The organism is Streptomyces sp. NPDC002476 (assembly GCF_042889785.1).
GTDB lineage: Bacteria > Actinomycetota > Actinomycetes > Streptomycetales > Streptomycetaceae > Streptomyces.
The window spans coordinates 138061-163748 of the sequence record NZ_JBIARH010000001.1; the positions used below are offsets into that span (position 1 = coordinate 138061).

Below are 25688 nucleotides of genomic sequence, written 5' to 3' on the forward strand. Positions count from 1 at the left end.
TCGCGGTCGGCGGTCCGTGCCGGTCTCCGACCCTTGAGAGTACGGCCGTACGGGCGGGGTGCGGTCGGTACGGCGGGGTGAGGCGCGTGCGGCGGTGGTGCACCGGCCGGCGGCACACCGCCCTACCCGGCCCCGTACACCGGCCGCGACGCCTCCGCGCGGGCGAGCAGTTTCCGGGCCGCCTCCCCCGCCTCGGCCGGCGCCCACCGGGCCCCGAGGTCCTCGGTGGGTCCGGGGCGCCAGCCCTCCATGACCGTGATGCGTCCGGCCTCCGCCTCGAAGACGCGCCCGGTCACGCCGTCACTCGCGGCCGAGCCGAGCCACACCACCAGCGGGGACACGTTCTCGGGGGCCATCGCGTCGAACTCCCCCTCCCCCGGCGCCGCCATGGTCTCGGCGAAGGTCCGCTCGGTCATCCGGGTCCGGGCCGCCGGGGCGATCGCGTTGACCTGGACCCCGTACCGCCCCAGCTCCGCGGCGGCGACCAGGGTCAGGCCCACGATGCCGGCCTTCGCGGCGGAGTAGTTGCCCTGGCCGACGCTCCCGAGCAGCCCCGCGCCGGAGCTGGTGTTGATGACCCGGGCAACCGGTGGACGACCCGCCTTGGCCTCTGCCCGCCAGTGCCCGGCGGCCTGACGCAGCGGCAGGAAGTGCCCCTTCAGGTGGACCCGCATCACCGCGTCCCAGTCGTCCTCGTCCAGGTTCACCAGCATCCGGTCGCGCAGGAATCCGGCGTTGTTGACCAGGGTGTCCAGCCGCCCGAAGGTTTCCAGCGCGGTGGCGACCAGTGACGCGGCCCCTTCCGCGGTGGCGATGTCGCCGGTGTGGGCGACCGCCTCGCCGCCCGCCGCCGAGATCTCGTCGGCCACCTGCCGGGCCGGGCCGCCCGATCCCCCGACTCCGTCGGCACCGACACCGAGATCGTTGACCACGACCCGCGCCCCTTCGGCGGCGAACGCGAGCGCGTGCGCCCGGCCGAGCCCGCGCCCGGCACCGGTCACGACCACCACCCGCCCGGCACACAGCCCCCTCTCCGCCCGCCCCGCCCGCTCCGCCCGCCCCGCCCGCTCCGCCCGCTCCGCCCGCCCCGCCTGCTCCGTTCGCTCGGGTCGTGCCGCGCCGTATCCGTCCCTGCTCGTGGCCATCACACCTCTCCCCTGTTGGCGATGCGGGGGCAGACTGCTACCTTCCACACCTAACAAATGTTTGGTGGAAAGGTAGCTGATTCGCTCATGGGTGTCTCCACCACGAGCCCGGACAAGGGCATCCGCCTGATCACGGTCGACCACCCGCCCGTCAACGCGCTGCCCGTGCGGGGCTGGTACGACCTCGCCGACGCCCTGCGGGCGGCGGGGCGCGACCCGGAGGTCCGCTGTGTCGTCCTGACCGCCGCGGGGCGCGGATTCAACGCGGGCGTCGACATCAAGGAGATGCAGCGCGACACCGGACACGACGCCCTGATCGGCGCCAACCGCGGCTGCTACGAGGCGTTCTCGGCGGTGTACGAGTGCGAGGTGCCGGTCGTCGCCGCGGTGCACGGCTTCTGTCTCGGCGGCGGCATCGGGCTCGTCGGCAACGCGGACGCGATCGTCGCGAGCGAGGACGCCACGTTCGGCCTGCCCGAGCTGGACCGGGGCGCACTGGGTGCGGCGACCCATCTCGCCCGGCTCGTGCCGCAGCACCTGATGCGCGCGCTGTACTACACCTCGCGCACCGCCACCGCCGCCGAGCTGCACGCCCACGGATCGGTCTGGAAGGTCGTACCGCGCGACGAACTCCTGGACGCCGCCATGGAGTTGGCGGGCGAGATCGCCTGCAAGGACGGATATCTGATCCGGCTGGCCAAGGCCGCCATCAACGGCATCGACCCGGTCGACGTCCACCGCAGTTACCGCTTCGAACAGGGCTTCACCTTCGAGGCCGGTCTCAGCGGTGTCGCCGACCGGGTCCGCGACACCTTCGGCAGGGAGGCACGACCGTGACCGAAACCGACTCCAGGGCCACAGCCAGGACCGAAGCCGGAACCGATCCCGACCCCGACGCCGGGACCGGAACCGGGGCCGGGGCCGGAACCGGGGCCGGTTCGGATGCGAGGACCGACAAGAGCATGACCGCGCGCGAGGTCGTCTCCCGCCTCTCCAGCGGAATGACGATCGGCATCGGAGGCTGGGGCTCGCGCCGCAAACCGATGGCTCTGGTACGGGAGTTGCTGCGTTCCGACGTCACCGATCTCACCGTGGTCTCCTACGGCGGCCCCGATGTCGGCCTGCTCGCCGCCGCCGGCCGGATCCGCAAGCTGGTCGCGGCCTTCGTCACGCTCGACTCGATCCCGCTCGAACCGCACTTCAGGGCGGCCCGCCAGCGCGGCACGTTCGAACTGATGGAGCTCGACGAGGCCATGCTCATGTGGGGGCTGCACGCCGCCGCGAACCGACTGCCGTTCCTCCCCGTCCGCGCCGGTATCGGTTCGGACGTGATGCGGGTCAACCCCGCGCTGCGCACAGTCACTTCACCGTACGCGGACGGCGAGGAGTTCGTCGCGATGCCCGCCCTGCGGATGGACGCGGCGCTGGTCCACATGAACCGCGCCGACCGGTTCGGCAACGGCCAGTACCTGGGCCCCGACCCGTACTTCGACGACCTGTTCTGCGAGGCCGCCGACACCGCGTACGTCTCCTGCGAACGCCTCGTGGACACCGCCGAGTTGACAGAGAGGGCCGCCCCGCAGACCCTCCTCGTGAAACGGCACTACGTCACCGGGGTGGTCGAGACGCCCAACGGCGCGCACTTCACCTCGTGCGCGCCCGACCACCCCCGCGACGAGGCGTTCCAGAGGGCGTACGCAACCGCCGCCGCCGACCCCGTCGCCTGGGCGGAGTTCGGCGACCGCTTCCTGCCCGCGCACGGCGACGAGAAGAGCTATCAGGCGGCCGTCCGGACCTGGCACGAGGAGCAGCAGTGACCACGGATCGCACCACGGACCACACGGCGGCCGAAGCGGCCGACCTCACCCCCGCCGGCACCGGCGCGCCCCCCGCCACCCGGGCCGAGTACTGCGTGATCGCCTGCGCCGACGCCTGGCGGGGCGACGGCGAGGTACTGGCCAGTCCGATGGGCGCCGTCCCGTCCATCGGCGCGCGGCTCGCCCGGCTCACCTTCGCCCCCGACCTGCTGCTCACCGACGGCGAGGCGCTGATCGTCGGCCCGGACGGCACACCGGAGGGCTGGCTGCCCTACCGTCAGCACCTCACCATGGTCACGGGCGGCAGGCGTCACGTGATGATGGGGGCGAGCCAGCTCGACCGGTTCGGCAATCAGAACATCTCCTGCATCGGCGACTGGCACCGACCCGACCGGCAGCTGCTCGGGGCGCGTGGCGCACCCGTCAACACCCTGAACAATCCGGTGAGTTACTGGGTTCCCAAGCACTCCCGCCGGGTCTTCGTCGAGCGTGTCGACATGATCTGCGGCGTCGGGTACGACAGCGCGGCGGCGGCCGGCCGGTCGGCGCGGCGCCACCACGGCCTGCGGCGTGTCGTCACCGATCTCGCCGTTCTCGACTTCGCGACCCCGGACCACTCGATGCGCCTGGTCTCGCTGCACCCGGGCGTCACCGTCGAACAGGTCCGCGCGGCCACCGGTTTCGCGCTCGTCGTCGCGCGGGACGGCGTCCCGTCCACCCGGGAACCCACCGCCGCGGAGCTGCGCCTGATCCGCGAGGTCATCGACCCGGCGGGGGCCCGGAACCGCGAGGTGCGGGTCTGATGCGGACCGCGCTCACCGAACTCGTCGGCATCCGTCACCCCGTCGTGCAGACCGGCATGGGCTGGGTCGCGGGCCCCCGGCTGGTCTCCGCCACCGCCCGCGCCGGAGCGCTCGGCATCCTGGCGTCCGCGACGATGACACCGGAGCGGCTGCGGGAGGCGGTGCGCGAGGTCAAGTCCCGTACGGACGAGCCGTTCGGCGTCAATCTGCGGGCCGACGCCGGGGACGCGCGCGAGCGGGTACGGATCATCGTCGACGAGGGTGTGAAGGTGGCGTCCTTCGCGCTGGCCCCCTCGAAGGACCTGATCGCCGAGCTGAAGGACGCGGGGGTGGTCGTCATCCCGTCGATCGGTGCCCGGCGCCACGCGGAGAAGGTAGCGGCGTGGGGCGCGGACGCGGTGGTCGTGCAGGGCGGCGAGGGTGGCGGCCACACCGGCGACGTCGCGACCACGGTGCTGCTGCCGCAGGTGGTCGACGCGGTGGACATCCCGGTGATCGCGGCGGGCGGCTTCCACGACGGCCGCGGCCTGGTCGCGGCGCTGGCGTACGGGGCGGCGGGTATCGCCATGGGCACGCGGTTCCTGCTGACGTCGGACTCGACGGTGCCGGACGCGGTGAAGGCCCGCTATCTGGCGGCGGGCGTCAAGGACGTCACGGTCACCACGGCGGTGGACGGGCTGCCGCACCGGATGCTGCGTACGGAGATGGTCGCCTCGCTGGAACGCGCGGGCCGGGTACGGGCGTTGGCCCAGGCGGTGCGCCGGGCCGCGGGCTTCCGGCGGATCTCCGGCCTCGGCTGGTCCCGGATGGTGCGCGACGGTCTCGCGATGAGGCACGGCAAGGACCTGTCCTGGAGCCAGGTCCTGCTCGCCGCCAACACCCCCATGCTGCTGAAGGCGTCCATGGTCGACGGTCGCACCGATCTCGGCGTGATGGCGTCGGGGCAGGTGGCCGGGGTGATCGAGGATCTGCCCAGCTGCGCGGAGCTGGTGGAACGGGTGATGGCGGAGGCCCATGCGGCCCTGGCCGCGGCAACACGCACCCTGGCCCCGACCCCCGAGGCACCGCCCCGGCCCTCGCTCCCGCCGGGTGACGGAGCGGCGGTGCGGTGACCACGACCGTGGCCGGGCGCACCCCCGGTCACGGCCGTGGTCACGGCCATGGCCGCCGCACCTCGTCCGCGTGTGCGCCCGGACGTCCCGGCACGTTTCCCGCACTACCTCCGCGCGTCTCCCGTGCGCCTTCGCGCGTCTCCGCACGTCGCGTGTACGGGGGCGACGGCTACGCGGCTCGGCGGCCACGCCCCGTCCGCTCGGCGCCACCGTTCCCGGCACCGGCCCGGGTCCGGGTCCGGGAGCGCCCGGTACCGGCCGCGCGGGGGGAACCGCCGCCGGTGGAGCCGCCCGAGCCCCGGCGCTCTCCGTCCCCGGCACCCCGGCGCTCGCCGCCTCCGGAGACCCGGCCCTGGCCCCCGGCGCCCCGGCCCGTGCCGTCGGCGCCCCGGCCGTCGCCGCCGCGGCGGCGACGGCGCCCGCCCGAAGAGGTGCCGGGACCGCCCGGCTCGGCACCGCCGGACCGGGTGCGCTGCTTCGGCGGGGTGACCGGCTGCGGGACCTCGATGACGACCGCGACCCCGGACGGTTCCCGGGCCCCGGTGATCCGTACGAGTTCCTCGTCGCCGGAACGGACCCGGGTGGTGCGCGGAGAGATGCCCGCGTCGGCCATCAGCCGGTTCATCTCCCGCTTCTCCTCGGGGAGCACCAGGGTGACGACGCTGCCGGACTCACCGGCCCGCGCCGTGCGCCCGCCCCGGTGGAGGTAGTCCTTGTGGTCGGTCGGCGGGTCCACGTTCACGACCAGGTCGAGCTCGTCGACATGGATGCCGCGTGCCGCCACGTTCGTCGCGACGAGCGCGGTGACCTGGCCGTTCTTGAACTGGTCAAGTGTCCGGTTGCGCTGCGGCTGCGAGCGCCCGCCGTGCAGGGCCGCGGCCCGTACCCCGTTGGCGAGCAGCCGCTTGGCGAAGCGGTCGGCGGACCGCTTGGTGTCCACGAACATGATCACCCGGCCGTCGCGGGCGGCGATCCGGATGGCGACGGCCTTCTTGTCCGTCTCGTCGACCACGTGCAGCACATGGTGTTCCATCGTGGTGACCGCGCCCGCGGACGGGTCGACCGAGTGCACGACGGGATCGGTGAGGAACATCCTGACCAGCCGGTCGATGTTCGCGTCGAGCGTCGCGGAGAACAGCATCCGCTGGCCGCCCGGCTCGACCTGCTTGAGCAGTGCCACGACCTGCGGCATGAAGCCCATGTCGGCCATCTGGTCGGCCTCGTCGAGAACGGTGACGGCGACCTGGTCGAGGCGGCAGTCCCCGCGCTCGATGAGGTCCTTCAGCCGGCCCGGCGTGGCGACGAGCACCTCGGCGCCCCGTCGCAGCGCGAGGGACTGCCGGTTGATCGACATTCCGCCGACGACGGTGGCCAGGCGCAGATGCACGGAGGTGGCGTACGGCGTCAGCGCGTCGGTGACCTGCTGGGCGAGCTCGCGGGTCGGGACGAGGACCAGCGCGAGAGGCGCCCGCGGCTCGGCACGCCGCCCGGCGGTACGGGCCAGCAGCGCGAGGCCGAAGGCGAGGGTCTTGCCGGACCCGGTGCGACCGCGGCCGAGGATGTCCCGGCCGGCCAGCGAGTTCGGCAGCGTGGCGCCCTGGATCGGGAAGGGATCGGTGACCCCCTGCGCCGCCAGGGTCTTCAGCAGGGCCGTCGGCATGTCCAGTTCGGCGAACGCCTCGACGGCGGGCAGTGCGGGGGTCAGGGTCTCGGGCAGGGCGAACTCTCCCTGCGGCGGCATGGCCCTGCGACGGGACGACGCCTTGCCGGGGCCCTTGCCTGCGCCCTTGGCGGCCGCCTTCGCCGGGGCCGTGCCGCGCCCCCTCGACGGGCGGTTGCGGGCGGGGCGGTCCTGGCGTTCGGAGCGGGTCATACGGAATTGCCCTCCTGGGGATTCCTGGAATTTCCCAGGACCCGGGGGAACTGCCGGGACCGCTGGGAACACAGCGTGATGGGACGACGGACGGCGTGAGCGGGCCCGGGGCCACGGGGACAGCACAAGCCGGGACCCGCACCTCGACGGTGCGGGCCCCGGCTGCGGGTTGCGCGTCCGACGGTCAGGCCGGGACGATGTTCTCCGCCTGCGGGCCCTTCTGGCCCTGCGTCACGTCGAACGTGACCTTCTGGCCCTCGTGAAGCTCACGGAAGCCGGTGGAGCTGATGTTGGAGTAGTGGGCGAAGACGTCGGCGCCGCCGCCGTCCTGCTCGATGAAGCCGAAGCCCTTTTCCGAGTTGAACCACTTCACGGTTCCAGTGGCCATGTCATTCTCCTCAAGAGGTGCAGTGCCGGAAATCCGCACTTCACGAATTCCGCGTCGCCGCATTGAGCCCCATCCGGAGAAAGCCGGAAAACAATAATGCGCCCGACGAAGCATTCCCGTCAGGCGCACATCATGTTCATGGGTACCAAAACTGCAACGCGGCAACCTTAGCACGTTCCGCCGGTCGCGGCGGGGACGCGCCACGCCGAGACCGGCGGATTCCGGGCCGGACCGGAGGAAACCGGAGGAAATCAGAGCCGTTCGATGATCGTCACGTTCGCCTGACCGCCGCCCTCGCACATGGTCTGGAGCCCGTAGCGGCCCCCGGTGCGCTCCAATTCGTGGAGCAACGTCGTCAACAATTTCGCACCGGTTGCGCCGAGCGGGTGACCCAGAGCGATCGCGCCGCCGTTGACGTTCACCCGGTCGGGGTCGGCGCCGGTCTCCTTCAGCCAGGCCAGCACGACCGGGGCGAAAGCCTCGTTGATCTCGATCAGGTCCATGTCATCGATGGTCATGCCGGTCCGCGCGAGTGCGCGGGCGGTGGCCGGGATCGGGGCGGACAGCATGCGGATCGGATCCTCGCCGCGCACGGAGAGGTGGTGGACGCGGGCGCGCGGAGTGAGGCCGTGCTCGGCCACGGCGCGTTCGGAGGCCAGCAGTACGGCGGCCGCCCCGTCGGATACCTGTGAGGAACAGGCCGCGGTGATCGTGCCGCCCTCCATGACCGGCTTCAGCGCGGCCATCTTCTCCAGGGTGGTGTCACGGCGCGGGCCCTCGTCGGTGGTGACGTCGCCCACGGCGACGGTCTCGCGCGCGAAGCGGCCCTCGTCGATGGCGCGGAGCGCGCGCCGGTGGGAGCGCAGCGCGAACTCCTCCATGTCGAGGCGGCTGATGCCCCACTTCTCGGCGATGAGCTGGGCACCGTGGAACTGGTTGACCGGCGCGTCGCCGTACCGGGCACGCCAGCCCTCGCTGCCCGCGTACGGCCCCTCCGTCAGGCCGAGCGGTGCGGCGGCCTGGCGGGAGGCGAAGGCGATCGGGATCTGCGTCATGTTCTGCACGCCGCCCGCGACGACCAGGTCCTGGGTGCCGGAGAGCACGCCCTGGGCGGCGAAGTGCACGGCCTGCTGGGAGGAGCCGCACTGGCGGTCGACGGTGACGCCGGGGACCTCCTCGGGCAGTCCGGCCGCCAGCCAGCAGGTGCGGGCGATGTCGCCGGCCTGCGGCCCCACGGTGTCGAGGCAGCCGAGAACCACGTCGTCGACGGCCGCCGGGTCGATCCCGGCCCGCTCGACGAGGGCCTTGAGCACATGGGCGCCGAGGTCGGCGGGATGGATCCCGCCGAGGCCGCCCCCGCGCCTGCCGACCGGGGTGCGTACCGCTTCGATCACGTATGCCTCGGCCATGACTGCCACTCCTTCACGGGGCTCACGGGTTCGGGTCTGCCCAGGGGTCAGGTGTCCAGGGCGATGCCGTCCAGGACCATCGAGAGGTACTGACGGGCGATCTCGTCGGGGCTGTGCTGTCCGCCGGGTCGGTACCAGGAGGCCGCGACCCAGACGGTGTCGCGGACGAACCGGTAGGTGAGGCGGATGTCGAGGTCGGCGCGGAAGGTCCGGTCGGCGACGCCGCGTTCCAGCGTGCCGAGCCACGCCTGCTCGAACTCGCGCTGGGAGTCGACGAGGTACTGGAAGCGCGACTGGGTCGCCAGATGCTTGGACTCCTTCTGGTAGATGGCGACGGCGGCGCGGTGCCGGTCGATCTCCCGGAAGGACTCGGTGACGAGGGCCTCGATGGTCTCCCGGGGGCCGAGTCCGGCGGCGAGCACCGCCTCGTAGCCCTCCCGGAGCTCGGTGAGGAAGGTCGAGAGGATCTCGTCGATCATCGACTCCTTGGAGTCGAAGTGGTAGTAGAGACTGCCCGCGAGCATCCCCGCCGCGTCCGCGATCCTGCGGACGGTGGTGGCGTTGTATCCCTGCGCGGCGAACACCTCGGCGGCGGTGTCGAGCAGTTCGCGGCGGCGCTCGGGCGAGGGGGTCACCTGGGGCTTCTTCTTCGTAGGCACCCGCCCATTGTCCGCCCGCGGCCCCCTGCCCCGGACATCGCGGGCACGGCGGCGGCCGTCCACTCAGGCACGCTGGCTGCTCACCGCGACGACCTCGCCCGTCATGTACGAGGAGTAGCCGCTGGCGAGGAAGACGATGACGTTGGCGACCTCCCACGGTTCGGCGTACCGGCCGAACGCCTCCTTCGCGGTCAGTTCGTCGAGGAGCTCGGCGGAGGTGACCTTCACCAGGTGCGGGTGCATGGCGAGGCTGGGGGCGACAGCGTTGACGCGTACGCCGTACTCGGCGGCCTCGATCGCGGCGCACCGGGTGAGCGCCATGACGCCCGCCTTGGCCGCCGCGTAGTGGGCCTGGCCGCTCTGGGCGCGCCAGCCGACGACGGAGGCGTTGTTGACGACGACGCCGCCGCGCCCCGCCGCCCGCAGCGAGCGCAGGGCGGCCCGGGTGCAGCGGAAGGTGCCGTTCAGGGTGACGTCGAGGACCTTGGTCCACTGCTCGTCGGTCATCTCGGTGAGCGGCGCGGTGCCGCCGAGGCCGGCGTTGTTGACGACGATGTCGAGTCCGCCGTGGGTGCGTTCGGCGAGCGCGAGAAGGGCCCGGACCTGTGCCTCGTCGGTGACGTCGCAGGGCAGTGCGGCGACGCGGTCGGCTCCGAACTCCCCGGCGAGGGCGCGCTCCGTCTCGCCGAGGCGGCGGGCGTGCGCGTCCCCGATGACGACGCGGGCACCCTCCTCCAGGAATCTGCGGGCGGTGGCACCGCCGATTCCGGTGCCCGCGGCGGCGGTGACGACGGCGCTCCGGCCGGCCAGCAGTCCGTGTCCAGGTTCGTACTGCGGTGCGCTCACGCCCGTGCCTCCTCGGTCCCGGTCCGCGGGGTTCTCGACGGTGCCCAGCCCGTACGTTAACCTACCAAACACTTGTTAGGGAAGGATGAGCCGATGCCCGATGCCCACGACACGTCCGCCGGTCGTCCCCACACCGGCACCGACGGCCGGACCGGCACCGACACCGACACCGACACCGACACCGACACCGACGAGGTTGTGCTGTACGAGCGACGGGGCCCCGTCGCGTACGTGACGCTGAACCGCCCGCGCTACCGCAACGCGCAGAACTCGGCGATGACCTACGCCCTGGACGCCGCGTTCTACCGGGCCGCCGAGGACTCCGAGGTGAAGGTCGTCGTGCTGGGCGGTGCCGGGGACCACTTCTCGGCGGGCCACGACATCGGCTCCCCCGGGCGCGACGCCCACCTGCCGTTCCGGCGCCGGGCGGGGCTGTGGTGGGACCACTCCGACAAGGCGGGCGCGGAGAGCCGCTTCGCCCGCGAGTCGGAGGTGTATCTCGGCATGTGCAGGCGCTGGCGCGAACTGCCGAAGCCGGTCGTCGCCGCCGTCCACGGGGCGTGCGTGGCGGGCGGGCTGATGCTCGCCTGGGTCTGTGACCTGATCGTGGCGAGCGAGGACGCCTTCTTCGCCGATCCGGTGGTCCGGATGGGCATCCCCGGTGTCGAGTACTTCGCGCACCCGTGGGTGATGCCGCCCCGGATCGCCAAGGAGTTCCTGTACACCGGCGACCGGATGAGCGCCCGCCGCGCCTACGAGATCGGCATGGTGAACAAGGTGGTGGCGCGCGACGGACTCGCCGCCGCCACCGAGGAGCTGGCCCTCCGGATCGCGCGGATGCCGCGTCTGGGGCTGGCGCTCACCAAGCGCGCGGTCAACCAGGCCGAGGATCTCCAGGGGCTGCACACCGGCCTCGACTCGGTCTTCGGACTGCACCACCTGGCGCACGCGCACAACGCGGAGACGGCGGCGGACCCGCTCGGCGGCATGGACGTCGCCTCGATGAAGCGGGCGGGGAACGCGGAACCGCCGGACCCGGCGGGGACGAGGGGACGGGCGGGCGCGGCGGGACGGGCGGAGGGCTGATGGACCTGTCGTACACCGCCGACGAGGAGGCGTTCCGGGCCGAGTCCCGGGCATGGCTGCGGGCCCACGTGCCCGACGAGCCGCTGCCGTCGCTGGAGACCGCCGAGGGCTTCGCCGCGCACCGGGAGTGGGAGGCTCGGCTGCACGCGGACCGCTGGTCGGTCGTCTCCTGGCCGCGCGCGTACGGCGGGCGGGGCCTCGGCCTCTTCCACTGGCTGGCCTTCGAGGAGGAGTACTACGCGGCCGGCGCCCCCGGCCGGGTCTCGCAGAACGGCATCAATCTGCTGGCCCCGACCCTCTTCGACCACGGCACCGAGGAGCAGCGGGCCCGGATCCTGCCGTCGATGGCGAGCGGCGAGGTGATCTGGGCGCAGGCGTGGTCCGAGCCGGAGGCGGGCTCGGACCTGGCGTCGCTGCGGTCGCGGGCGGTGCGCACGGAGGGCGGCTGGCTGCTGTCGGGGCAGAAGACCTGGTCCTCGCGGGCGGCGTTCGCGGACCGGGCGTTCGGCATCTTCCGTACGGACCCGGGGGCCGCGAAGCCGCACCACGGGCTGACGTATCTGATGTTCGACCTGGCGGCACCGGGGGTGACGGTGCGTCCGATCGGCCGGCTGGACGGCAAACCGGCCTTCGCCGAACTCTTCCTGGACGAGGTGTTCGTGCCGGACGAGGACGTCATCGGGGAGCCGGGGCAGGGCTGGCGCATCGCCATGGCGGCGACGGGCGCCGAGCGGGGGCTGACGCTCCGCTCCCCCGGCCGCTTCCTGGCCGCCGCGGACCGGCTGGCCGCGCTGTGGCTCGACCGGGGCGACCCGTCGGACTCCGCGCTGCGCGACCGGGTGGCGGACGCGGTGATCGGGGCGCGCGCGTACCAGCTGTTCACCTGCGCGGGCGCGTCACGGTTCGCGGCGGGGACGGCCGTCGGCGCCGAATCGAGCCTCAACAAGGTGTTCTGGTCCGAGTACGACATCGCGCTGCACGAGACGGCGCTCGATCTGCTGGGACCGGACGCGGAGCGGGCGGACTCCGCGTGGGCCGAGGGATACGTCTTCTCGCTCGCCGGCCCCATCTACGCGGGCACCAACGAGATCCAGCGCGACATCATCGCCGAGCGTCTGCTGGGCCTGCCGAAGGGACGGCGCTGATGCGTTTCCTCCTCGACGACGAGCAACGGGACTTCGCCCGCTCGCTGGACGCGATGCTGACGGCGGCCGGTACCCCGTCGGTGGTACGGGCCTGGGCCGCGGGGGACTTCGGGCCGGGGCGGGCGCTGTGGGCGCGCCTGGCGGAGGCCGGGGTGTTCGCGCTGGCGATACCGGAGGAGTACGGGGGCGTGGGGCCGCTCCCGGTCGAACTGGCCGTCGCCTTCACCGAGCTGGGGCGGCACGCGGCACCGGGGCCGGTGGCGGAGACGGTCGCGGCGGGGGTGCTGCTGGCGGGCGTGGGGGGCGCGGCGGCGAAGGAATGGCTGCCGCGTCTGGCGTCCGGCACGGCGTCGGCGACGTTGCGGATGGACGGGTACGGACCGTACGCGCTGGACGCGGACGCGGTGGACGCCGTGTTCACGGTGACCGGTGACGTGTTGTGGTCGGCGCCGGGTCCGGGGGCGCTCTCGCCGTCGTCGGACCCGGCCCGGCGGCTGCTGAGCCCCCCGCCGGGCGGAGACGTCCTGGCGTCCGGGCCCGGGGTGGTGCGGGCGGCGGCGCGGGCGGGGCGGTGGGCGGCGTTCGCGACGGCGGCGCAGGCGCTGGGTACGGGCGAGGCTCTGCTCGGGGCCACGGTCGATCACGTGAAGCGGCGTTCCCAGTTCGGCACGGCCATCGGGTCCTTCCAGGCGGTCAAGCACCGGCTCGCGGACGTGCTGACCGGGCTGGAGTTCGCCCGTCCGCTGCTGTACGGGGCCGCGCTCGCGCTCGCCGAGGGGGCGCCGGACGCCGACGCCCAGGTGGCGGCGGCCAAGGTGAGCGCGGGCGAGGCGGGGTACGCGGCGGCGCGCGCGGCGCTGCAACTGCACGGCGCGGTGGGCTACACGCAGGAGCTCGACCTGTCGCTGTGGCTGCGCAAGGCGCGTCCGTTGCGGGACGCCTGGGGGACGCCGGGGGCCTGCCGGGCGCGGGTGCTGGCGGGGCTCGCGGACTCCTCCCGCGCGCCGCGGGGAGCGATGGGAGAAGCCTGAGCGGCCCGGACGGTCAGGTCTCGTACGGGGTGCCGTCGGCGGGCCGGTGGATGGTGCGCACCGGCGCACCGGGCCGCCACACCCGCAGCACCATTTCGCCGGAGTCCAGGTTGGTCAGGACCACCTCGCCCAGTTCCGCGCGGAAGAGCTGGAACGGCTCCGGCGGTTTCGCCTCCTCGGTGAAGCGGGCCAGGAACGCGGGGTCGGTCGCCTCCACCGCCCGGCCGGAGACCCGGACGTCGCCGTCCGCCAGCTCCGCGTCCGGCCCCGGATTGGCCTGCACGGCGAAGCGCGGATCGCGCAGCAGGTCCAGCGCCTTGCGCGAGTCGGGCATCATGCCGAGCAGCAGCTCGCCGAAGCGGAAGTCCACCTCCAGTCCGGTGACGCGCGGCGCACCGTCCTTGCGGAGGGTGGCCAGGACATGGTGCCGGTACAGCCCGAAGCGGCTCCGAACAGTGTCGGCGAAGGCGGGGTGGGCGGCCTCGAACGCCGCCCAGGAATTCCGTGAGGTCGATGTCATGGGGACAGGAAATCCGGGAAACCCGACATCCTCTGTCCGTTTTCCCAGGGCCTTCGACCGGATTCCCCGGGTATTCGCCCGGCAGGCCGCCTGGGCCGTCGTCCCCGGCCGGGCGCGCGACGACCTTGGGACACCCTCGCGCACCCCCGTCGGCGGCCGTTCGCTATTTTGATCGCCGCCGCCCCCACCGGCCGCTTCATGTCCGCCCACCGTGAGGAGCCCGCCGTGGATGCCGCGGCCACCACCTGCTTCCGTCATCCGTCCTACGAGACGTATGTGAGCTGCGTCCGCTGCGAACGGTTCATCTGCCCCGACTGCATGCGGGAGGCGGCCGTCGGCCACCAGTGCGTGGAGTGCGTGAAGGAGGGGCAGCGGTCGATCCGGCAGGCCCGTACGGTGTTCGGCGGTGTGGTGTCGAGGACCGCCGTGCCGCTCGTGACGTATGTGCTGATCGGCCTCAACGTCCTCGCGTATCTGGGCGAGTCGGTCCGTCCGGAGATCGTCGACCGGTTCGCGATGCTGGGCGCCGGGCTGACCGCCCCCGACGGGAGCCAGTACCTCTACGAGAACGGCGACTTCACCGGCTTCGACGTGATCGGGGTGGTGGACGGGGAGTGGTACCGGCTGCTGACCGGGGCGTTCCTGCATCTCCCGCCGGCCGGGGCGTCGTTCGGCGCGCTGCCCTTCGGGATCCTGCACATCGTCTTCAACATGTACGCGCTGTGGAACCTGGGCCGGGTCGTCGAGGAGCAGCTGGGCCGGGCCCGGTATCTGGCGCTGTATCTGCTGTCGGCGCTGGGCGGTTCGGTGCTGGTGTATCTGATCGCGCCGTTCGACGGCACGGTGGGGGCCTCGGGCGCGGTCTTCGGTCTCGGGGCGGCGTTCTACGTCATCAACCGGCGCCTGGGCCGCGACATGCGGGCGGTCAACCGGTTCATGGCCGGGTTCCTTCTCTGGATGCTGATCTCGGCCGGATTCACCTCGTGGCAGGGGCACTTGGGCGGGCTGCTGACCGGTGGCGTCGTCACGGTCGCGTACGCGTACGCCCCGGCGAAGGGCCGTACGGCGGTCCAGGCCGCCGCGTGCGTGGTGCTGCTCGCCGTGCTGGCGCTGCTGGTGGTGCTCAAGACGTCCGCGCTGCTGGAGTGAGCCGGGCCGCGGCCCGTTCGCGGCAGCGGCACACGAGGCACGGCGGCCACCTCCGACGCACCGCGCCGCCCGCCCGCCCCGGGGACGTACCGCCCCCCGCACCGGGACACACCCGCGTACGGCGCCGGGCGTCCCGGGCACGCCGCGGCGCCCGCCGATGGTCCGGGTCGGGGACAGGCGGACGCCGCGTTCGGTTCCGTACGCCGTTGTACGGGACACCCTCGGGGTGATCAGACCGCCAGGGTGCGGTCCGTCGGGCGGATCGGGGCCGGCAGGGCGCTGGCACCGGTCAGGTAGCGGTCCACACCGCGCGCCGCGGAACGGCCCTCGGCGATGGCCCACACGATGAGCGACTGGCCGCGCCCCGCGTCACCGGCGACGAAGACCCCGTCGACGTTGGTGGCGAAGTCCGCGTCGCGCGCGACGTTGCCGCGCTCGTCGAGCTCCACGCCGAACTGCTGGACCAGGCCGTTGGAGCGGTCGGTGCCGGTGAAGCCCATGGCCAGGGTGACCAGCTGGGCGGGGATCCGCCGCTCGGTGCCGGGCTTCGGCGCCGGCCTGCCGTCCTTGAACTCCACCTCGACCAGGTGCAGGGCCTGGACGTTGCCGACGGTCTGTCCCGCTTCGGGAGCGGAGCCCTCGAAGTGGGTGGTGGAGACGGAGTACACCCTCTCGCCGCCCTCCTCGTGCGCGGAGGTGACCTTGTAGAGCATGGGGAACGTCGGCCAGGGCTGGTCGGTGTTCCGTTCCTCGCCCGGCCTCGGCATGATCTCCAGCTGGGTGACGGACAGCGCGCCCTGGCGGTGGGCGGTGCCGACACAGTCGGCACCGGTGTCGCCGCCGCCGATGACGACGACGTGCTTGCCCTCGGCGCTGATCGGGGAGACCGTCAGGTCGCCCTCCTGCACCTTGTTCGCGAGCGGCAGGTACTCCATCGCGAAGTGCACGCCGTTCAGCTCACGGCCCGGGACGGGCAGGTCGCGGGAGACGGTGGCACCGGCGGCGATGACGACCGCGTCGTAGCGGCGGCGGAGCCCCGCGGCGTCGATGTCGCGGCCGATCTCCACCTCCGTACGGAACTTGGTGCCCTCCGCGCGCATCTGCTCGATGCGGCGGTTGATGTGCGACTTCTCCATCTTGAACTCGGGGATGCCGTACCGGAGGAGCCCCCCCAAGCGGTCCGCGCGCTCGAAGACGGCGACGGTGTGACCGGCCCGGGTCAGCTGCTGGGCGGCGGCGAGACCCGCCGGGCCCGAACCGATCACGGCGACGGTCTTGCCGGAGAGCCGCTCGGGCGGCTGCGGGGTGACGTCTCCGTTGCCCCACGCCTTGTCGATGATGGAGACCTCGACGTTCTTGATGGTGACGGCCGGCTGGTTGATGCCGAGCACGCACGCCGACTCGCACGGCGCCGGGCAGAGCCGCCCGGTGAACTCCGGGAAGTTGTTCGTGGCGTGCAGGCGCTCGGACGCGGCCGTCCAGTCCTCGCGGTAGGCGTAGTCGTTCCACTCGGGGATGAGGTTTCCGAGCGGGCAGCCGTTGTGGCAGAACGGGATACCGCAGTCCATGCAGCGGCCGGCCTGCTTGCTGATGATCGGGAGCAGCGAGCCGGGGACGTGGACCTCGTTCCAGTCCTTGACGCGCTCGGCCACGGGACGGGGCTCGGCGACCTCGCGCCCGGTGGTCAGGAAGCCCTTGGGGTCAGCCATGAATCGCCGCCTCCATCATCTTCTCGGTGGTCTCCTGTTCGGAGAGACCGGCGAGCTCAGCGGCGTCCTTGGCGGCGAGCACGGCCTTGTAGGCGGACGGGATGATCTTGCTGAAGCGGGAGGCGCCGCCGTCGGCGCTGTCCCACTCGGCGAGCAGCTTCTCGGCGACCGTGGAGCCGGTCTCCTCGTGGTGGCGGCGCACCACGTCGTGCAGCCACTGCCGGTCGGTGTCGAGGAGCTCCTCGATCGCGCCGTGGTTGCCGGCGTTGACGTGGTCGCGGTCGAGGTCGACGACGTAGGCGACACCGCCCGACATGCCCGCGGCGAAGTTGCGTCCGGTCTCGCCGAGGACCACGGCGTGGCCGCCGGTCATGTACTCGCAGCCGTGGTCGCCCACGCCCTCGGAGACGACGGTCGCACCGGAGTTGCGGACGCAGAACCGCTCACCGGTCCGGCCGCGCAGGAACATCTCGCCGCCGGTGGCGCCGTAGGCGAGGGTGTTGCCCGCGATGGTGGAGTACTCGGCGAGGTGGTCGGCGCTCCGGTCGGGGCGGACGACGATCCGTCCGCCGGAGAGGCCCTTGCCGACGTAGTCGTTGGCGTCGCCCTCCAGCCGCAGGGTCACGCCACGGGGCAGGAACGCGCCGAAGGACTGGCCGGCCGAGCCGGTGAAGGTGAGGTCGATGGTGTTCTCGGGCAGACCGCCGCCGAACCTCTTCGTCACCTCGTGGCCGAGCATGGTGCCGACGGTGCGGTTGATGTTGCGGATCGGGAGCTGGGCCCGCACCGGCTGGGCGTTCTCGGCGCTGTCCGCGTCGAGGGCGTCGGCGGCCAGCCGGATCAGCTCGTTGTCGAGGGCCTTGGCGAGGCCGTGGTCCTGCTCGACGCGCCGGTGGCGGACGGCGCCCTCGGGCAGTTCGGGGACGTGGAAGAGGGGGGCCAGGTCGAGGCCCTGTGCCTTCCAGTGCCCGACCGCGCGGTCGGTGTCGAGGAGTTCGGCGTGGCCGACGGCCTCCTCGATCGAGCGGAAGCCCAGCCCGGCAAGGAGTTCGCGGACCTCCTGGGCGATGAACTCGAAGAAGTTGACGACGTACTCGGCCTTGCCGGAGAAGCGGTCACGCAGCACCGGGTTCTGGGTGGCGATGCCGACCGGGCAGGTGTCCAGATGGCAGACGCGCATCATGACGCAGCCGGAGACGACGAGCGGCGCGGTCGCGAAACCGAACTCCTCGGCGCCCAGCAGCGCGGCGATGACGACGTCGCGGCCGGTCTTCAGCTGGCCGTCGGTCTGTACGACGATCCGGTCGCGCAGGCCGTTGAGAAGCAGGGTCTGCTGGGTCTCGGCCAGGCCGAGCTCCCAGGGGCCGCCCGCGTGCTTCAGGGAGGTGAGCGGGGAGGCGCCCGTTCCCCCGTCGTGGCCGGAGACCAGGACGACGTCCGCGTGCGCCTTGGAGACACCGGCGGCGACCGTGCCGACCCCGACCTCGGAGACCAGCTTCACGTGGATGCGGGCCGCCGGGTTGGCGTTCTTGAGGTCGTGGATCAGCTGGGCCAGGTCCTCGATGGAGTAGATGTCGTGGTGCGGCGGCGGCGAGATCAGCCCGACGCCCGGGGTCGAGTGCCGGGTCTTCGCGACCCACGGGTAGACCTTGTGGCCGGGCAGCTGGCCGCCCTCGCCGGGCTTGGCGCCCTGGGCCATCTTGATCTGGATGTCGTCCGCGTTGACCAGGTACTCGCTGGTCACACCGAAGCGGCCGGAGGCGACCTGCTTGATGGCCGAGCGGCGCTCCGGGTCGTGGAGGCGCTCGGGGTCCTCGCCGCCCTCGCCGGTGTTGGACTTGCCACCCAGCCGGTTCATGGCGATGGCGAGGGTCTCGTGCGCCTCGCGGGAGATCGATCCGTACGACATGGCGCCGGTGGAGAACCGCTTGACGATCTCGGAGACGGGCTCGACCTCGTCGACGGGGATCGGCGCGCGGTCCGGCGCGAAGGCGAACAGGCCGCGGAGCGTCATCAGGCGCTCGGACTGCTCGTTCACGCGGTCGGTGTACTTCTTGAAGATGTCGTAGCGCTTGGTGCGGGTGGCGTGCTGGAGGCGGAAGACGGTCTCCGGGTCGAACAGGTGCGGTTCGCCCTCGCGGCGCCACTGGTACTCGCCGCCGATCTCCAGCGCGCGGTGCGAGGGGGAGATGCCGGAGGCCGGGTACGCCTTGGCGTGGCGGGCGGCGACCTCGCGGGCGACGACGTCGAGGCCCGCGCCGCCGATCTTGGTGGCGGTGCCGTCGAAGTACTTCGTGACGAAGTCCTCGTCCAGGCCGACGGCCTCGAAGACCTGGGCGCCCCGGTAGGAGGCGACCGTGGAGATGCCCATCTTGGACATGACCTTCAGGACGCCCTTGCCGAGCGCGTGGATCAGGTTGCGGATGGCCTTCTCGGACTCGACGCCCTCGATGAACGTACCGGCGCGGACCAGGTCCTCGACGGACTCCATCGCCAGGTACGGGTTGACGGCGGCGGCCCCGTACCCGATCAGCAGCGCGACGTGGTGGACCTCGCGGACGTCCCCCGCCTCGACCAGCAGCCCCACCTGGGTGCGCTGCTTGGTGCGGATGAGGTGGTGGTGGACGGCCGAGGTGAGCAGCAGCGACGGGATCGGCGCGTGCTCGGCGTCGGAGTGCCGGTCGGACAGGACGACGAGGCGGGCACCGTCCACGATGGCGGCGTCGACCTCGGCGCAGATCCGCTCGATCCGTGCCGCCAGGGCCTCGGCGCCGTCGGCGACCCGGTAGAGCCCGGAGAGCGTGGCGGCCTTCATGCCCGGCATGTCGCCGTCGGCGTTGATGTGTATCAGCTTGGCCAGCTCGTCGTTGTCGATCACCGGGAACGGCAGCGTGACGCTGCGGCAGGACGCGGCGGTCGGTTCCAGGAGGTTGCCCTGGGGGCCGAGCGAGGAGCGCAGCGAGGTGACGAGTTCCTCGCGGATGGCGTCCAGCGGCGGGTTGGTGACCTGGGCGAACAGCTGGGTGAAGTAGTCGAAGAGCAGCCGGGGGCGCTCGGACAGGGCGGCGATCGGCGAGTCCGTGCCCATGGAGCCCAGCGGCTCGCCGCCGGTGCGGGCCATCGGCGCGAGGATGACGCGCAGTTCCTCCTCGGTGTAGCCGAAGGTCTGCTGGCGGCGGGTGACGGAGGCGTGCGTGTGCACGATGTGCTCGCGCTCCGGAAGGTCCCCGAGCTCGATGACCCCGGCCTCCAGCCATTCCTGGTAGGGGTGCTCGGCGGCCAGCGACGCCTTGATCTCGTCGTCCTCGATGATGCGGCCCTCGGCCGTGTCGACGAGGAACATCCGGCCCGGCTGGAGGCGGCCCTTGCGGACCACCTTCGCGGGGTCGATGTCCAGGACGCCGACCTCGGAGGAGAGCACGACGAGTCCGTCGTCGGTGACCCAGTAGCGTCCGGGGCGCAGCCCGTTGCGGTCGAGGACCGCGCCGACCTGGGTGCCGTCGGTGAAGGTGACACAGGCCGGGCCGTCCCAGGGCTCCATCATCGTGGAGTGGTACTGGTAGAAGGCACGGCGGCCGGCGTCCATGGTGTGGGTGGCCTCGGGGCTCTCCCACGCCTCGGGGACCATCATCAGCACCGCGTGCGGCAGCGAGCGGCCGCCGAGGTGGAGCAGTTCCAGGACCTCGTCGAAGGAGGCGGAGTCGGAGGCGTCGGGGGTGCAGACGGGGAAGATCCGGTCGAGCCGCGCGGAGTCACCGTGCCCACGGTCGGCGGAGCCACTGTGCCCACGGTCGGCGGAGCCACTGTGCCCACGGTCGGCAGAGCCGAACAGGCCGGAGGCCAGCTGCGACTCGCGGGCGCGCATCCAGTTGCGGTTGCCCTTGACGGTGTTGATCTCGCCGTTGTGCGCGACGAAGCGGTACGGGTGGGCCAGCGGCCAGCTCGGGAAGGTGTTCGTGGAGAACCGCGAGTGGACCAGGGCGACGGCGGTGGCGAGGCGGCGGTCGGAGAGGTCGGGGAAGAACGGCTCCAGCTGCCCGGTGGTGAGCATGCCCTTGTAGACGATGGTCCGGGCGGAGAGAGAGGGGAAGTACACCCCGGCCTCCCGCTCGGCGCGCTTGCGCAGCACGAACGCCTTGCGGTCGAGTGCGATGCCGGTGGACTCGCCGTCCGTGACGAAGAACTGGCAGAACTCGGGCATGGTCGCGCGGGCGCCCTTGCCGAGGATACCGGGAGCGACCGGGACCTCGCGCTGGCCGAGGACCGTCAGGCCCTCCTCGGCGGCGATCTTCTCCAGCTTCCGGAGGGCCTCGGCGGACTCCCCCGCCGGGAGGAAGGCGATGCCGACGGCGTACGCACCGGCCTCGGGGAGGTCGAAGGCGACCACCTCGCGCAGGAAGGTGTCCGGCACCTGGAGCAGGATCCCGGCGCCGTCGCCGGAGTCGGGCTCGGATCCGGTGGCACCGCGGTGTTCGAGGTTGCGCAGTACGGTCAGCGCCTGTTCGACCAGCTCATGGCCGGCCACACCGGTGAGGGTGGCCACGAACCCGACACCGCAGGCATCGTGTTCGTCACGGGGGTCGTACAGCCCCTGCCGGGCGGGGCGACCGTCCATGGGCGACCAGGCGTCGGTACGCATGGGCTCTCCCGTCGTCGTCGTGGCATGTGGTGTGCCGAGGGACGACGTTGGCCCTCTGCGAAAGTGCGTGCAGGTCACATAATGGGGCGCTTCTCAAGACGCGAAAAGCTCATTCCAACATGCGGACATCAGGTGATATGGGATGACGCGATGAGGGGGCTGTGTCGCAGTCGGAGATCGGCACCCGGAAGGGGGACCGCAGAGAGGAGGCGTCGTTGCCCGCGGTGTCTACGGCTCTTGCCCGGCGGCGGAGAAAACGAAACCGCCGGGTAACGGCTGCTGATGAGCAGCTCTGTCGTGGAGGACGATTTTACGCCGGGCGGAGCCTTCCCGCCCAGAGTCGGCTCTCAGGACGTACATCACACGACCGGCCGAAGCCGGTCGCACGGACGGAGGACGGCCGACCGGGTCCGCGGCGGACGGCCTCGTACCGGGCGACGAACGGCCCGTACGCCGGACGCCGGGCCTGCACCTCCCGACGCCGAACGGTTCCCACGCCGCACGCCGCACGCCGAAGGGGCGGGCATGAGCGCCCGCCCCTTCCGTTCCCGGTCTCCTTGACGCCCGAGGACCCGTCAGCCGCCGACGGCCACCCCGAACAGCGTGCCCAGACCGTAGGTGACCGCCGCGGCGGCCCCGCCCAGCGCCAGCTGACGCAGCCCGCTGTACAGCCAGTTGCGCGCCGTCACCCTGGCCACCACCGCACCACAGGCGAACAGTCCGATCAGCGCCAGCAGCACGGCCGGCCACAGCGCGCTCGCCCCCAGCAGATACGGCAGCACCGGCAGCAGGGCGCCCAGCGCGAACGAACCGAAGGACGACACGGCGGCGACGAGCGGTGAGGGCAGGTCGCCGGGATCGACGCCGAGCTCCTCGCGGGCGTGGATCTCCAGGGCCTGCTCGGGGTCGCGCGACAACTGCCGCGCCACCTCGCGGGCGAGCCCCGGCTCGACACCCCGGGCCTCGTACAGCGCGGCGAGCTCCCGCTCCTCGTCCTTGGGGTGCTTGCGCAGCTCGCGCCGCTCGACGTCCAGCTCCGCCTCGACCAGCTCGCGCTGCGAGGCGACGGAGGTGTACTCACCGGCCGCCATGGAGAACGCGCCCGCGGCGAGACCCGCGAGACCGGTGATCACGATCGTCTGCTGGGAGACGGCACCCCCCGCGACCCCGGTCATCAGCGCGAGGTTGGAGACCAGGCCGTCCATCGCGCCGAAGACCGCCGGGCGCAGCCAGCCACCGTTCACGTCGCGGTGGGTGTGGTTGTCGCGGTGCGCCTCGTGCAGTACGGCGTCGGTCTCGATGATGGCCACGATTCTCCCCTTCCGGCAGGGGGTTCATGTGCTCCACCCCGCCCAGCACCATCGAAAATACGCACGAAAAATGGCTCCCGCCAGCAAGGAAGGCCGTACTTACCACCCTGAGTGACCGAGTAAGTACGGCCTTCCTTGCTGTCCGGACCCCCTCACCCGACTGGACCTTTTGTCTTGGATGTCAGCCTTTGTCGGTTCGTGATGTGGCACAGATCGATCAAGTACCAGAACCGGTCCGGTACGAGCGAAGGGTCGGCGCACGATGGATTCGACTTCAGGAGGTCCGGCGCGGACGCGGGCGCGGGGCATCCCCGGCGAGGGGCCCCGCGTCGACCGGTCCGACCGGGCCCGCGGCTGTCTGCTCGGTCTCGCGGTCGGTGACGCTCTGGGCGCACCCGCGGAGAACCTCCGGCCGTCCGAGATCCGTCGTCGCTGGGGCCGTATCGAGGGCTTCGTGCGGGACGACCCGGCGGGCACGGACGACACGGAGTACGCGATCTTCTCCGGTCTGCTGCTCGCCCGGCACGGTTCGGCGCTGACCGTGACCCATGTGGAGCGGGCCTGGCACCTGTGGATCGCCGATCTCGACGAGGGGCCGTTCCAGGGCGCCGGGTTCAGCGAACGGGGCACGCTGGAGAACCTCCGCCGGGGCCTCGCCGCCCCGATCTCCGCCCAGCACCGGCACGCCTGGAGCGACGGGCTGGCGATGCGGGCCGCGCCCTTCGGCGTCTTCGCGGCGGGCCGGCCGGACGAGGCGGCGCGGCTGGTCGCGGTGGACGGGCAGGTCAGCCATGACGGGGAGGGCATTTATGGGGGCCAGGCGGTGGCCGCGGGGGTGGCAGCCGCGATGGCGGGCGCCGGGGTCGTCCCGGTGATCGCCGCCGCGCTGTCCGTCGTCCCCATGGACTCGTGGACGGCGCGCTCGCTGCGGCGCGCGGTGACAGCCGCGCAGCACGCGTACCCCGACCGGCTGACCATGGAGCGGGCGGTGCGTTCCGCGGTGGTCGTCGGCGGCTACCCGTGGACGGACCTGGCGCCCGAGGCGGTCGGCCTGGCCTTCGGCGCGTTCGCGGCGGCGCGCGGCGACTTCCGTACGGCGGTGCTGACCGCCGTCAACATGGGCCGGGACGCGGACACCACGGCCGCGGTGGCGGGCGCCCTGGCCGGTGCGCTGAACGGGGCGTCCGCGATCCCCCGGCCCTGGGCGGAGGCGATCGGCCCGGTCCGGGGCAGCTGTCTGCCGTCGATGCGGGGCCACCACGTCCTGGAGGTCGCGGAACTCCTCACCCCGCCGGACGCGGCGCACGAGAAAGGCGCCGGGGAGCCGCCCGGCACCGTACGGGAGAACGAGGCAGTGGGCGGTGCCCGACGGGACGCGCCCCGCGCACCGGACGGGGCGCACACCCCCCGCCCGGTCGCACCCCCCGCGACCGGCGGCACGCCGCGCACAAGGGCAGGCACGACCCGCACCGGAGTCGGTACGGCCCCCGCGACCGCCGAGAGGTCCCATGCGACCGGCGACACACCCCGCACCGAAGCCGACACACCCCGCACGGCGGCAGACACGCCCCGCACGACCACCGACACGACCCACGCGGAAGCGGGCGCGGCCCCCGGGACGGACCGGCCGGACGCCGCACCCGCCCCGTTCGCCACCACCCGCCCGGACACGCCCCCACCCCCGCCCCGGCCCCCGGCACCGCCGCCGCACGACGCCCGGACCGAGCACGACGCCCCGGTCGCCCCGTACCGGACCGGGTCCGGGCGCGCTCCCGGGCACCGCGCCCGGGTCGAGGGGCTGCTGCTCGGGCTCGCCGCGGGGGACGCCGCGGGCTGGCCGGCCGCGCGGCACCGGGCGGCCCGGATGCCCGAGTGGACCCGTCGCCTCACCCGTGAGCTCGACACCTTCGCCGAGCAGAACGCCACGACCACGCTGCCCGTCCCCATCGCGCTCAATCAGCCGCCCGAACCCCTGCGGCTCGGCCCCTCCGACGACGCCGAATGGGCGGCGTTCGCCGCCGGGACCGTGCTCGCGTCGGCGGCCGGCCCGCCGCACGGGCTGTCCCCGGGGCGACGGCTGCGCGCCGCCGTCGACATCGCCTGGAACGCGCTGGCCGCCGAGGTCGCCGAGGCCGCCGCCCGCGCCCCCGAGGTCGAGTCGGCGGTGCTCCCGCTGCGGGCCCGGATCTCGGTGCGGGCCGGGCTCGGAAATCTCGCCGCCGGACTGCGCCCGCCCGCCACCGGCCACGACAACCCGCACTACTTCGACGACGCGGCCTGTGTACGGGCCGCCGTCCTCGCCGCCGCCCACCCGGGGGACCCGGCCGCCGCGGCCGGCCTCGCCGAGTTCGACGCCCGCTACACCCAGGACGGCGACGGGGTGCACGGTGCCCGCGCCATGGCCGCCGCGATCGCCTCGGCACTGGGCGGCACGGACGTGGACGGGGCGGTGGACGCCGCGCTCGCGCAGCTCCCCGACGGCACGGAGATCGCCCGCAACGCCGCCCACGCCGTCCGGATCGCGCGCGGTTTCGTCGGCGAGGAGGCGGGAGTGTTCTCCCTCGTACCGGTGCTGGAGCACCAGATCGTCGACCACGTCTACAGCTACGGGATCGCCGCCGCCGAGACCGTCCCGGTCGCCCTCGCCCTGGCCACCGCCGCGCGCGGCCGGATCGCCGAGGCCGTCCCCGCGGCGGCGTGCCTGTCGCGGGTGGCCGACTCCGCGCCCGCCCTGGCCGGTGCGCTGACCGGTGCGCTCGGCGGCATCGACGCCGTACCGGACGGATGGCGCGAGGCGTGCCGCACCCTCGCCGGATGCGCGCTGCCCCGGCTCGCGGGGACCGATCTCGTCGAACTCGCCGGGCTGCTGGCAGACACGGAACCGAGGCCCCCGGGTGGACAATTCGCACATGACGTTCCCGGCGTTCCCGAGGCCCATGACCTTCCCGGCGTCCACGAAGGCCGTGACGGCACCGGGGTCCGGAGCGGGAGCCACGGCACCCGCTCCCGCTGAGCGCCGCACCGGGACGCCCTCCGACGACGCACTC

The 25688-nt window shown here is 72.9% G+C and carries 19 protein-coding genes and 1 pseudogene; 10 read left to right on the forward strand and 10 right to left on the reverse strand.

The window, feature by feature from the left end; translation table 11 throughout:
- Positions 1–122 precede the first annotated feature (122 nt).
- Positions 123–1145, reverse strand: coding sequence for an SDR family oxidoreductase (locus ACFYXM_RS00575; protein WP_389285502.1), 1023 nt, complete (start codon positions 1143–1145; stop codon positions 123–125).
- Positions 1146–1232: 87 nt separating this feature from the next.
- On the opposite strand from ACFYXM_RS00575, the gene ACFYXM_RS00580 reads away from it, so the two are divergent.
- The 4 genes from ACFYXM_RS00580 (at position 1233) to ACFYXM_RS00595 (ending at position 4877) form a co-directional block, all read left to right on the forward strand.
- The gene (locus tag ACFYXM_RS00580; RefSeq protein ID WP_389285504.1) at positions 1233–1982 is read left to right on the forward strand and encodes an enoyl-CoA hydratase family protein; all 750 of its coding nucleotides are present in this window, start codon (positions 1233–1235) and stop codon (positions 1980–1982) included.
- A gap of 125 nt (positions 1983–2107) precedes the next feature.
- On the forward strand, positions 2108–2962 hold the full coding sequence (locus tag ACFYXM_RS00585; protein ID WP_389285913.1) for a CoA transferase subunit A: 855 nt from the start codon (positions 2108–2110) through the stop codon (positions 2960–2962).
- Between the two features lie 95 nt (positions 2963–3057).
- Positions 3058–3765: a CoA-transferase subunit beta gene (locus ACFYXM_RS00590; protein WP_389285915.1), complete on the forward strand. Its 708-nt coding sequence runs from the start codon at positions 3058–3060 to the stop codon at positions 3763–3765.
- Positions 3765–4877: an NAD(P)H-dependent flavin oxidoreductase gene (locus ACFYXM_RS00595; protein ID WP_389285505.1), complete on the forward strand. Its 1113-nt coding sequence runs from the start codon at positions 3765–3767 to the stop codon at positions 4875–4877. The genes ACFYXM_RS00590 and ACFYXM_RS00595 overlap by 1 nt, the downstream gene beginning before the upstream one ends.
- A 169-nt stretch (positions 4878–5046) precedes the next feature.
- On the opposite strand, the gene ACFYXM_RS00600 is transcribed toward ACFYXM_RS00595, so the two are convergent.
- The 5 genes from ACFYXM_RS00600 to ACFYXM_RS00620 form a co-directional block, all read right to left on the reverse strand.
- Positions 5047–6750, reverse strand: coding sequence for a DEAD/DEAH box helicase (locus tag ACFYXM_RS00600; protein WP_389285507.1), 1704 nt, complete (start codon positions 6748–6750; stop codon positions 5047–5049).
- Positions 6751–6934: 184 nt separating this feature from the next.
- Entirely contained in the window at positions 6935–7138 is a 204-nt protein-coding gene (locus ACFYXM_RS00605) for a cold-shock protein (RefSeq protein WP_073788737.1), read from the reverse strand.
- A gap of 251 nt (positions 7139–7389) precedes the next feature.
- A complete protein-coding gene (locus ACFYXM_RS00610) occupies positions 7390–8547 on the reverse strand; it encodes an acetyl-CoA C-acetyltransferase (RefSeq protein ID WP_389285509.1) in 1158 nt (385 codons plus the stop codon).
- A gap of 47 nt (positions 8548–8594) precedes the next feature.
- Complete coding sequence (locus ACFYXM_RS00615; RefSeq protein ID WP_389285511.1) at positions 8595–9206, reverse strand: TetR/AcrR family transcriptional regulator; 612 nt, start codon at positions 9204–9206, stop codon at positions 8595–8597.
- Between the two features lie 63 nt (positions 9207–9269).
- The gene (locus ACFYXM_RS00620; RefSeq protein ID WP_389285512.1) at positions 9270–10052 is read right to left on the reverse strand and encodes an SDR family oxidoreductase; all 783 of its coding nucleotides are present in this window, start codon (positions 10050–10052) and stop codon (positions 9270–9272) included.
- 93 nt (positions 10053–10145) lie between these two features.
- Between ACFYXM_RS00620 and ACFYXM_RS00625 the strand changes: the two genes are divergently transcribed.
- The 3 genes from ACFYXM_RS00625 to ACFYXM_RS00635 are packed head-to-tail and all read left to right on the forward strand — an operon-like array spanning position 10146 to position 13314.
- Complete coding sequence (locus ACFYXM_RS00625) at positions 10146–11138, forward strand: enoyl-CoA hydratase (protein WP_389285514.1); 993 nt, start codon at positions 10146–10148, stop codon at positions 11136–11138.
- Positions 11138–12283 carry an acyl-CoA dehydrogenase family protein gene (locus ACFYXM_RS00630; protein WP_389285516.1) on the forward strand — a complete coding sequence of 382 codons (1146 nt, stop codon included), beginning with the start codon at positions 11138–11140 and terminating at the stop codon, positions 12281–12283. Before ACFYXM_RS00625 ends, ACFYXM_RS00630 begins: the two co-directional genes overlap by 1 nt.
- Positions 12283–13314, forward strand: a complete 1032-nt coding sequence (locus ACFYXM_RS00635) for an acyl-CoA dehydrogenase family protein (protein WP_389285518.1) — start codon at positions 12283–12285, stop codon at positions 13312–13314. The genes ACFYXM_RS00630 and ACFYXM_RS00635 overlap by 1 nt, the downstream gene beginning before the upstream one ends.
- Positions 13315–13327: 13 nt before the next feature.
- On the opposite strand, the gene ACFYXM_RS00640 is transcribed toward ACFYXM_RS00635, so the two are convergent.
- Complete coding sequence (locus tag ACFYXM_RS00640; protein WP_389285520.1) at positions 13328–13834, reverse strand: pyridoxamine 5'-phosphate oxidase family protein; 507 nt, start codon at positions 13832–13834, stop codon at positions 13328–13330.
- 225 nt (positions 13835–14059) lie between these two features.
- On the opposite strand from ACFYXM_RS00640, the gene ACFYXM_RS00645 reads away from it, so the two are divergent.
- Positions 14060–14983, forward strand: a complete 924-nt coding sequence (locus tag ACFYXM_RS00645; protein ID WP_389285917.1) for a rhomboid family intramembrane serine protease — start codon at positions 14060–14062, stop codon at positions 14981–14983.
- Between the two features lie 230 nt (positions 14984–15213).
- On the opposite strand, the gene ACFYXM_RS00650 is transcribed toward ACFYXM_RS00645, so the two are convergent.
- The 3 genes from ACFYXM_RS00650 to ACFYXM_RS00660 all read right to left on the reverse strand — a co-directional run bounded on the left by ACFYXM_RS00650 (position 15214) and on the right by ACFYXM_RS00660 (position 22641).
- Positions 15214–16692, reverse strand: a complete 1479-nt coding sequence (locus tag ACFYXM_RS00650; RefSeq protein WP_389285522.1) for a glutamate synthase subunit beta — start codon at positions 16690–16692, stop codon at positions 15214–15216.
- Positions 16685–21331, reverse strand: a complete 4647-nt coding sequence (gene gltB, locus ACFYXM_RS00655; protein WP_389285524.1) for a glutamate synthase large subunit — start codon at positions 21329–21331, stop codon at positions 16685–16687. The genes ACFYXM_RS00650 and gltB overlap by 8 nt, the downstream gene beginning before the upstream one ends.
- Before the next feature lie 575 nt (positions 21332–21906).
- Positions 21907–22641 carry a VIT1/CCC1 transporter family protein gene (locus ACFYXM_RS00660; protein ID WP_389285526.1) on the reverse strand — a complete coding sequence of 245 codons (735 nt, stop codon included), beginning with the start codon at positions 22639–22641 and terminating at the stop codon, positions 21907–21909.
- Positions 22642–22903: 262 nt separating this feature from the next.
- Between ACFYXM_RS00660 and ACFYXM_RS00665 the strand changes: the two are divergent.
- Together ACFYXM_RS00665 and ACFYXM_RS00670 are read left to right on the forward strand one after the other, a co-directional pair.
- A pseudogene (locus ACFYXM_RS00665) lies at positions 22904–23983 on the forward strand (ADP-ribosylglycohydrolase family protein); the annotation flags it as partial.
- 456 nt (positions 23984–24439) lie between these two features.
- The gene (locus ACFYXM_RS00670) at positions 24440–25654 is read left to right on the forward strand and encodes an ADP-ribosylglycohydrolase family protein (RefSeq protein WP_389285919.1); all 1215 of its coding nucleotides are present in this window, start codon (positions 24440–24442) and stop codon (positions 25652–25654) included.
- Positions 25655–25688 lie beyond the last annotated feature (34 nt).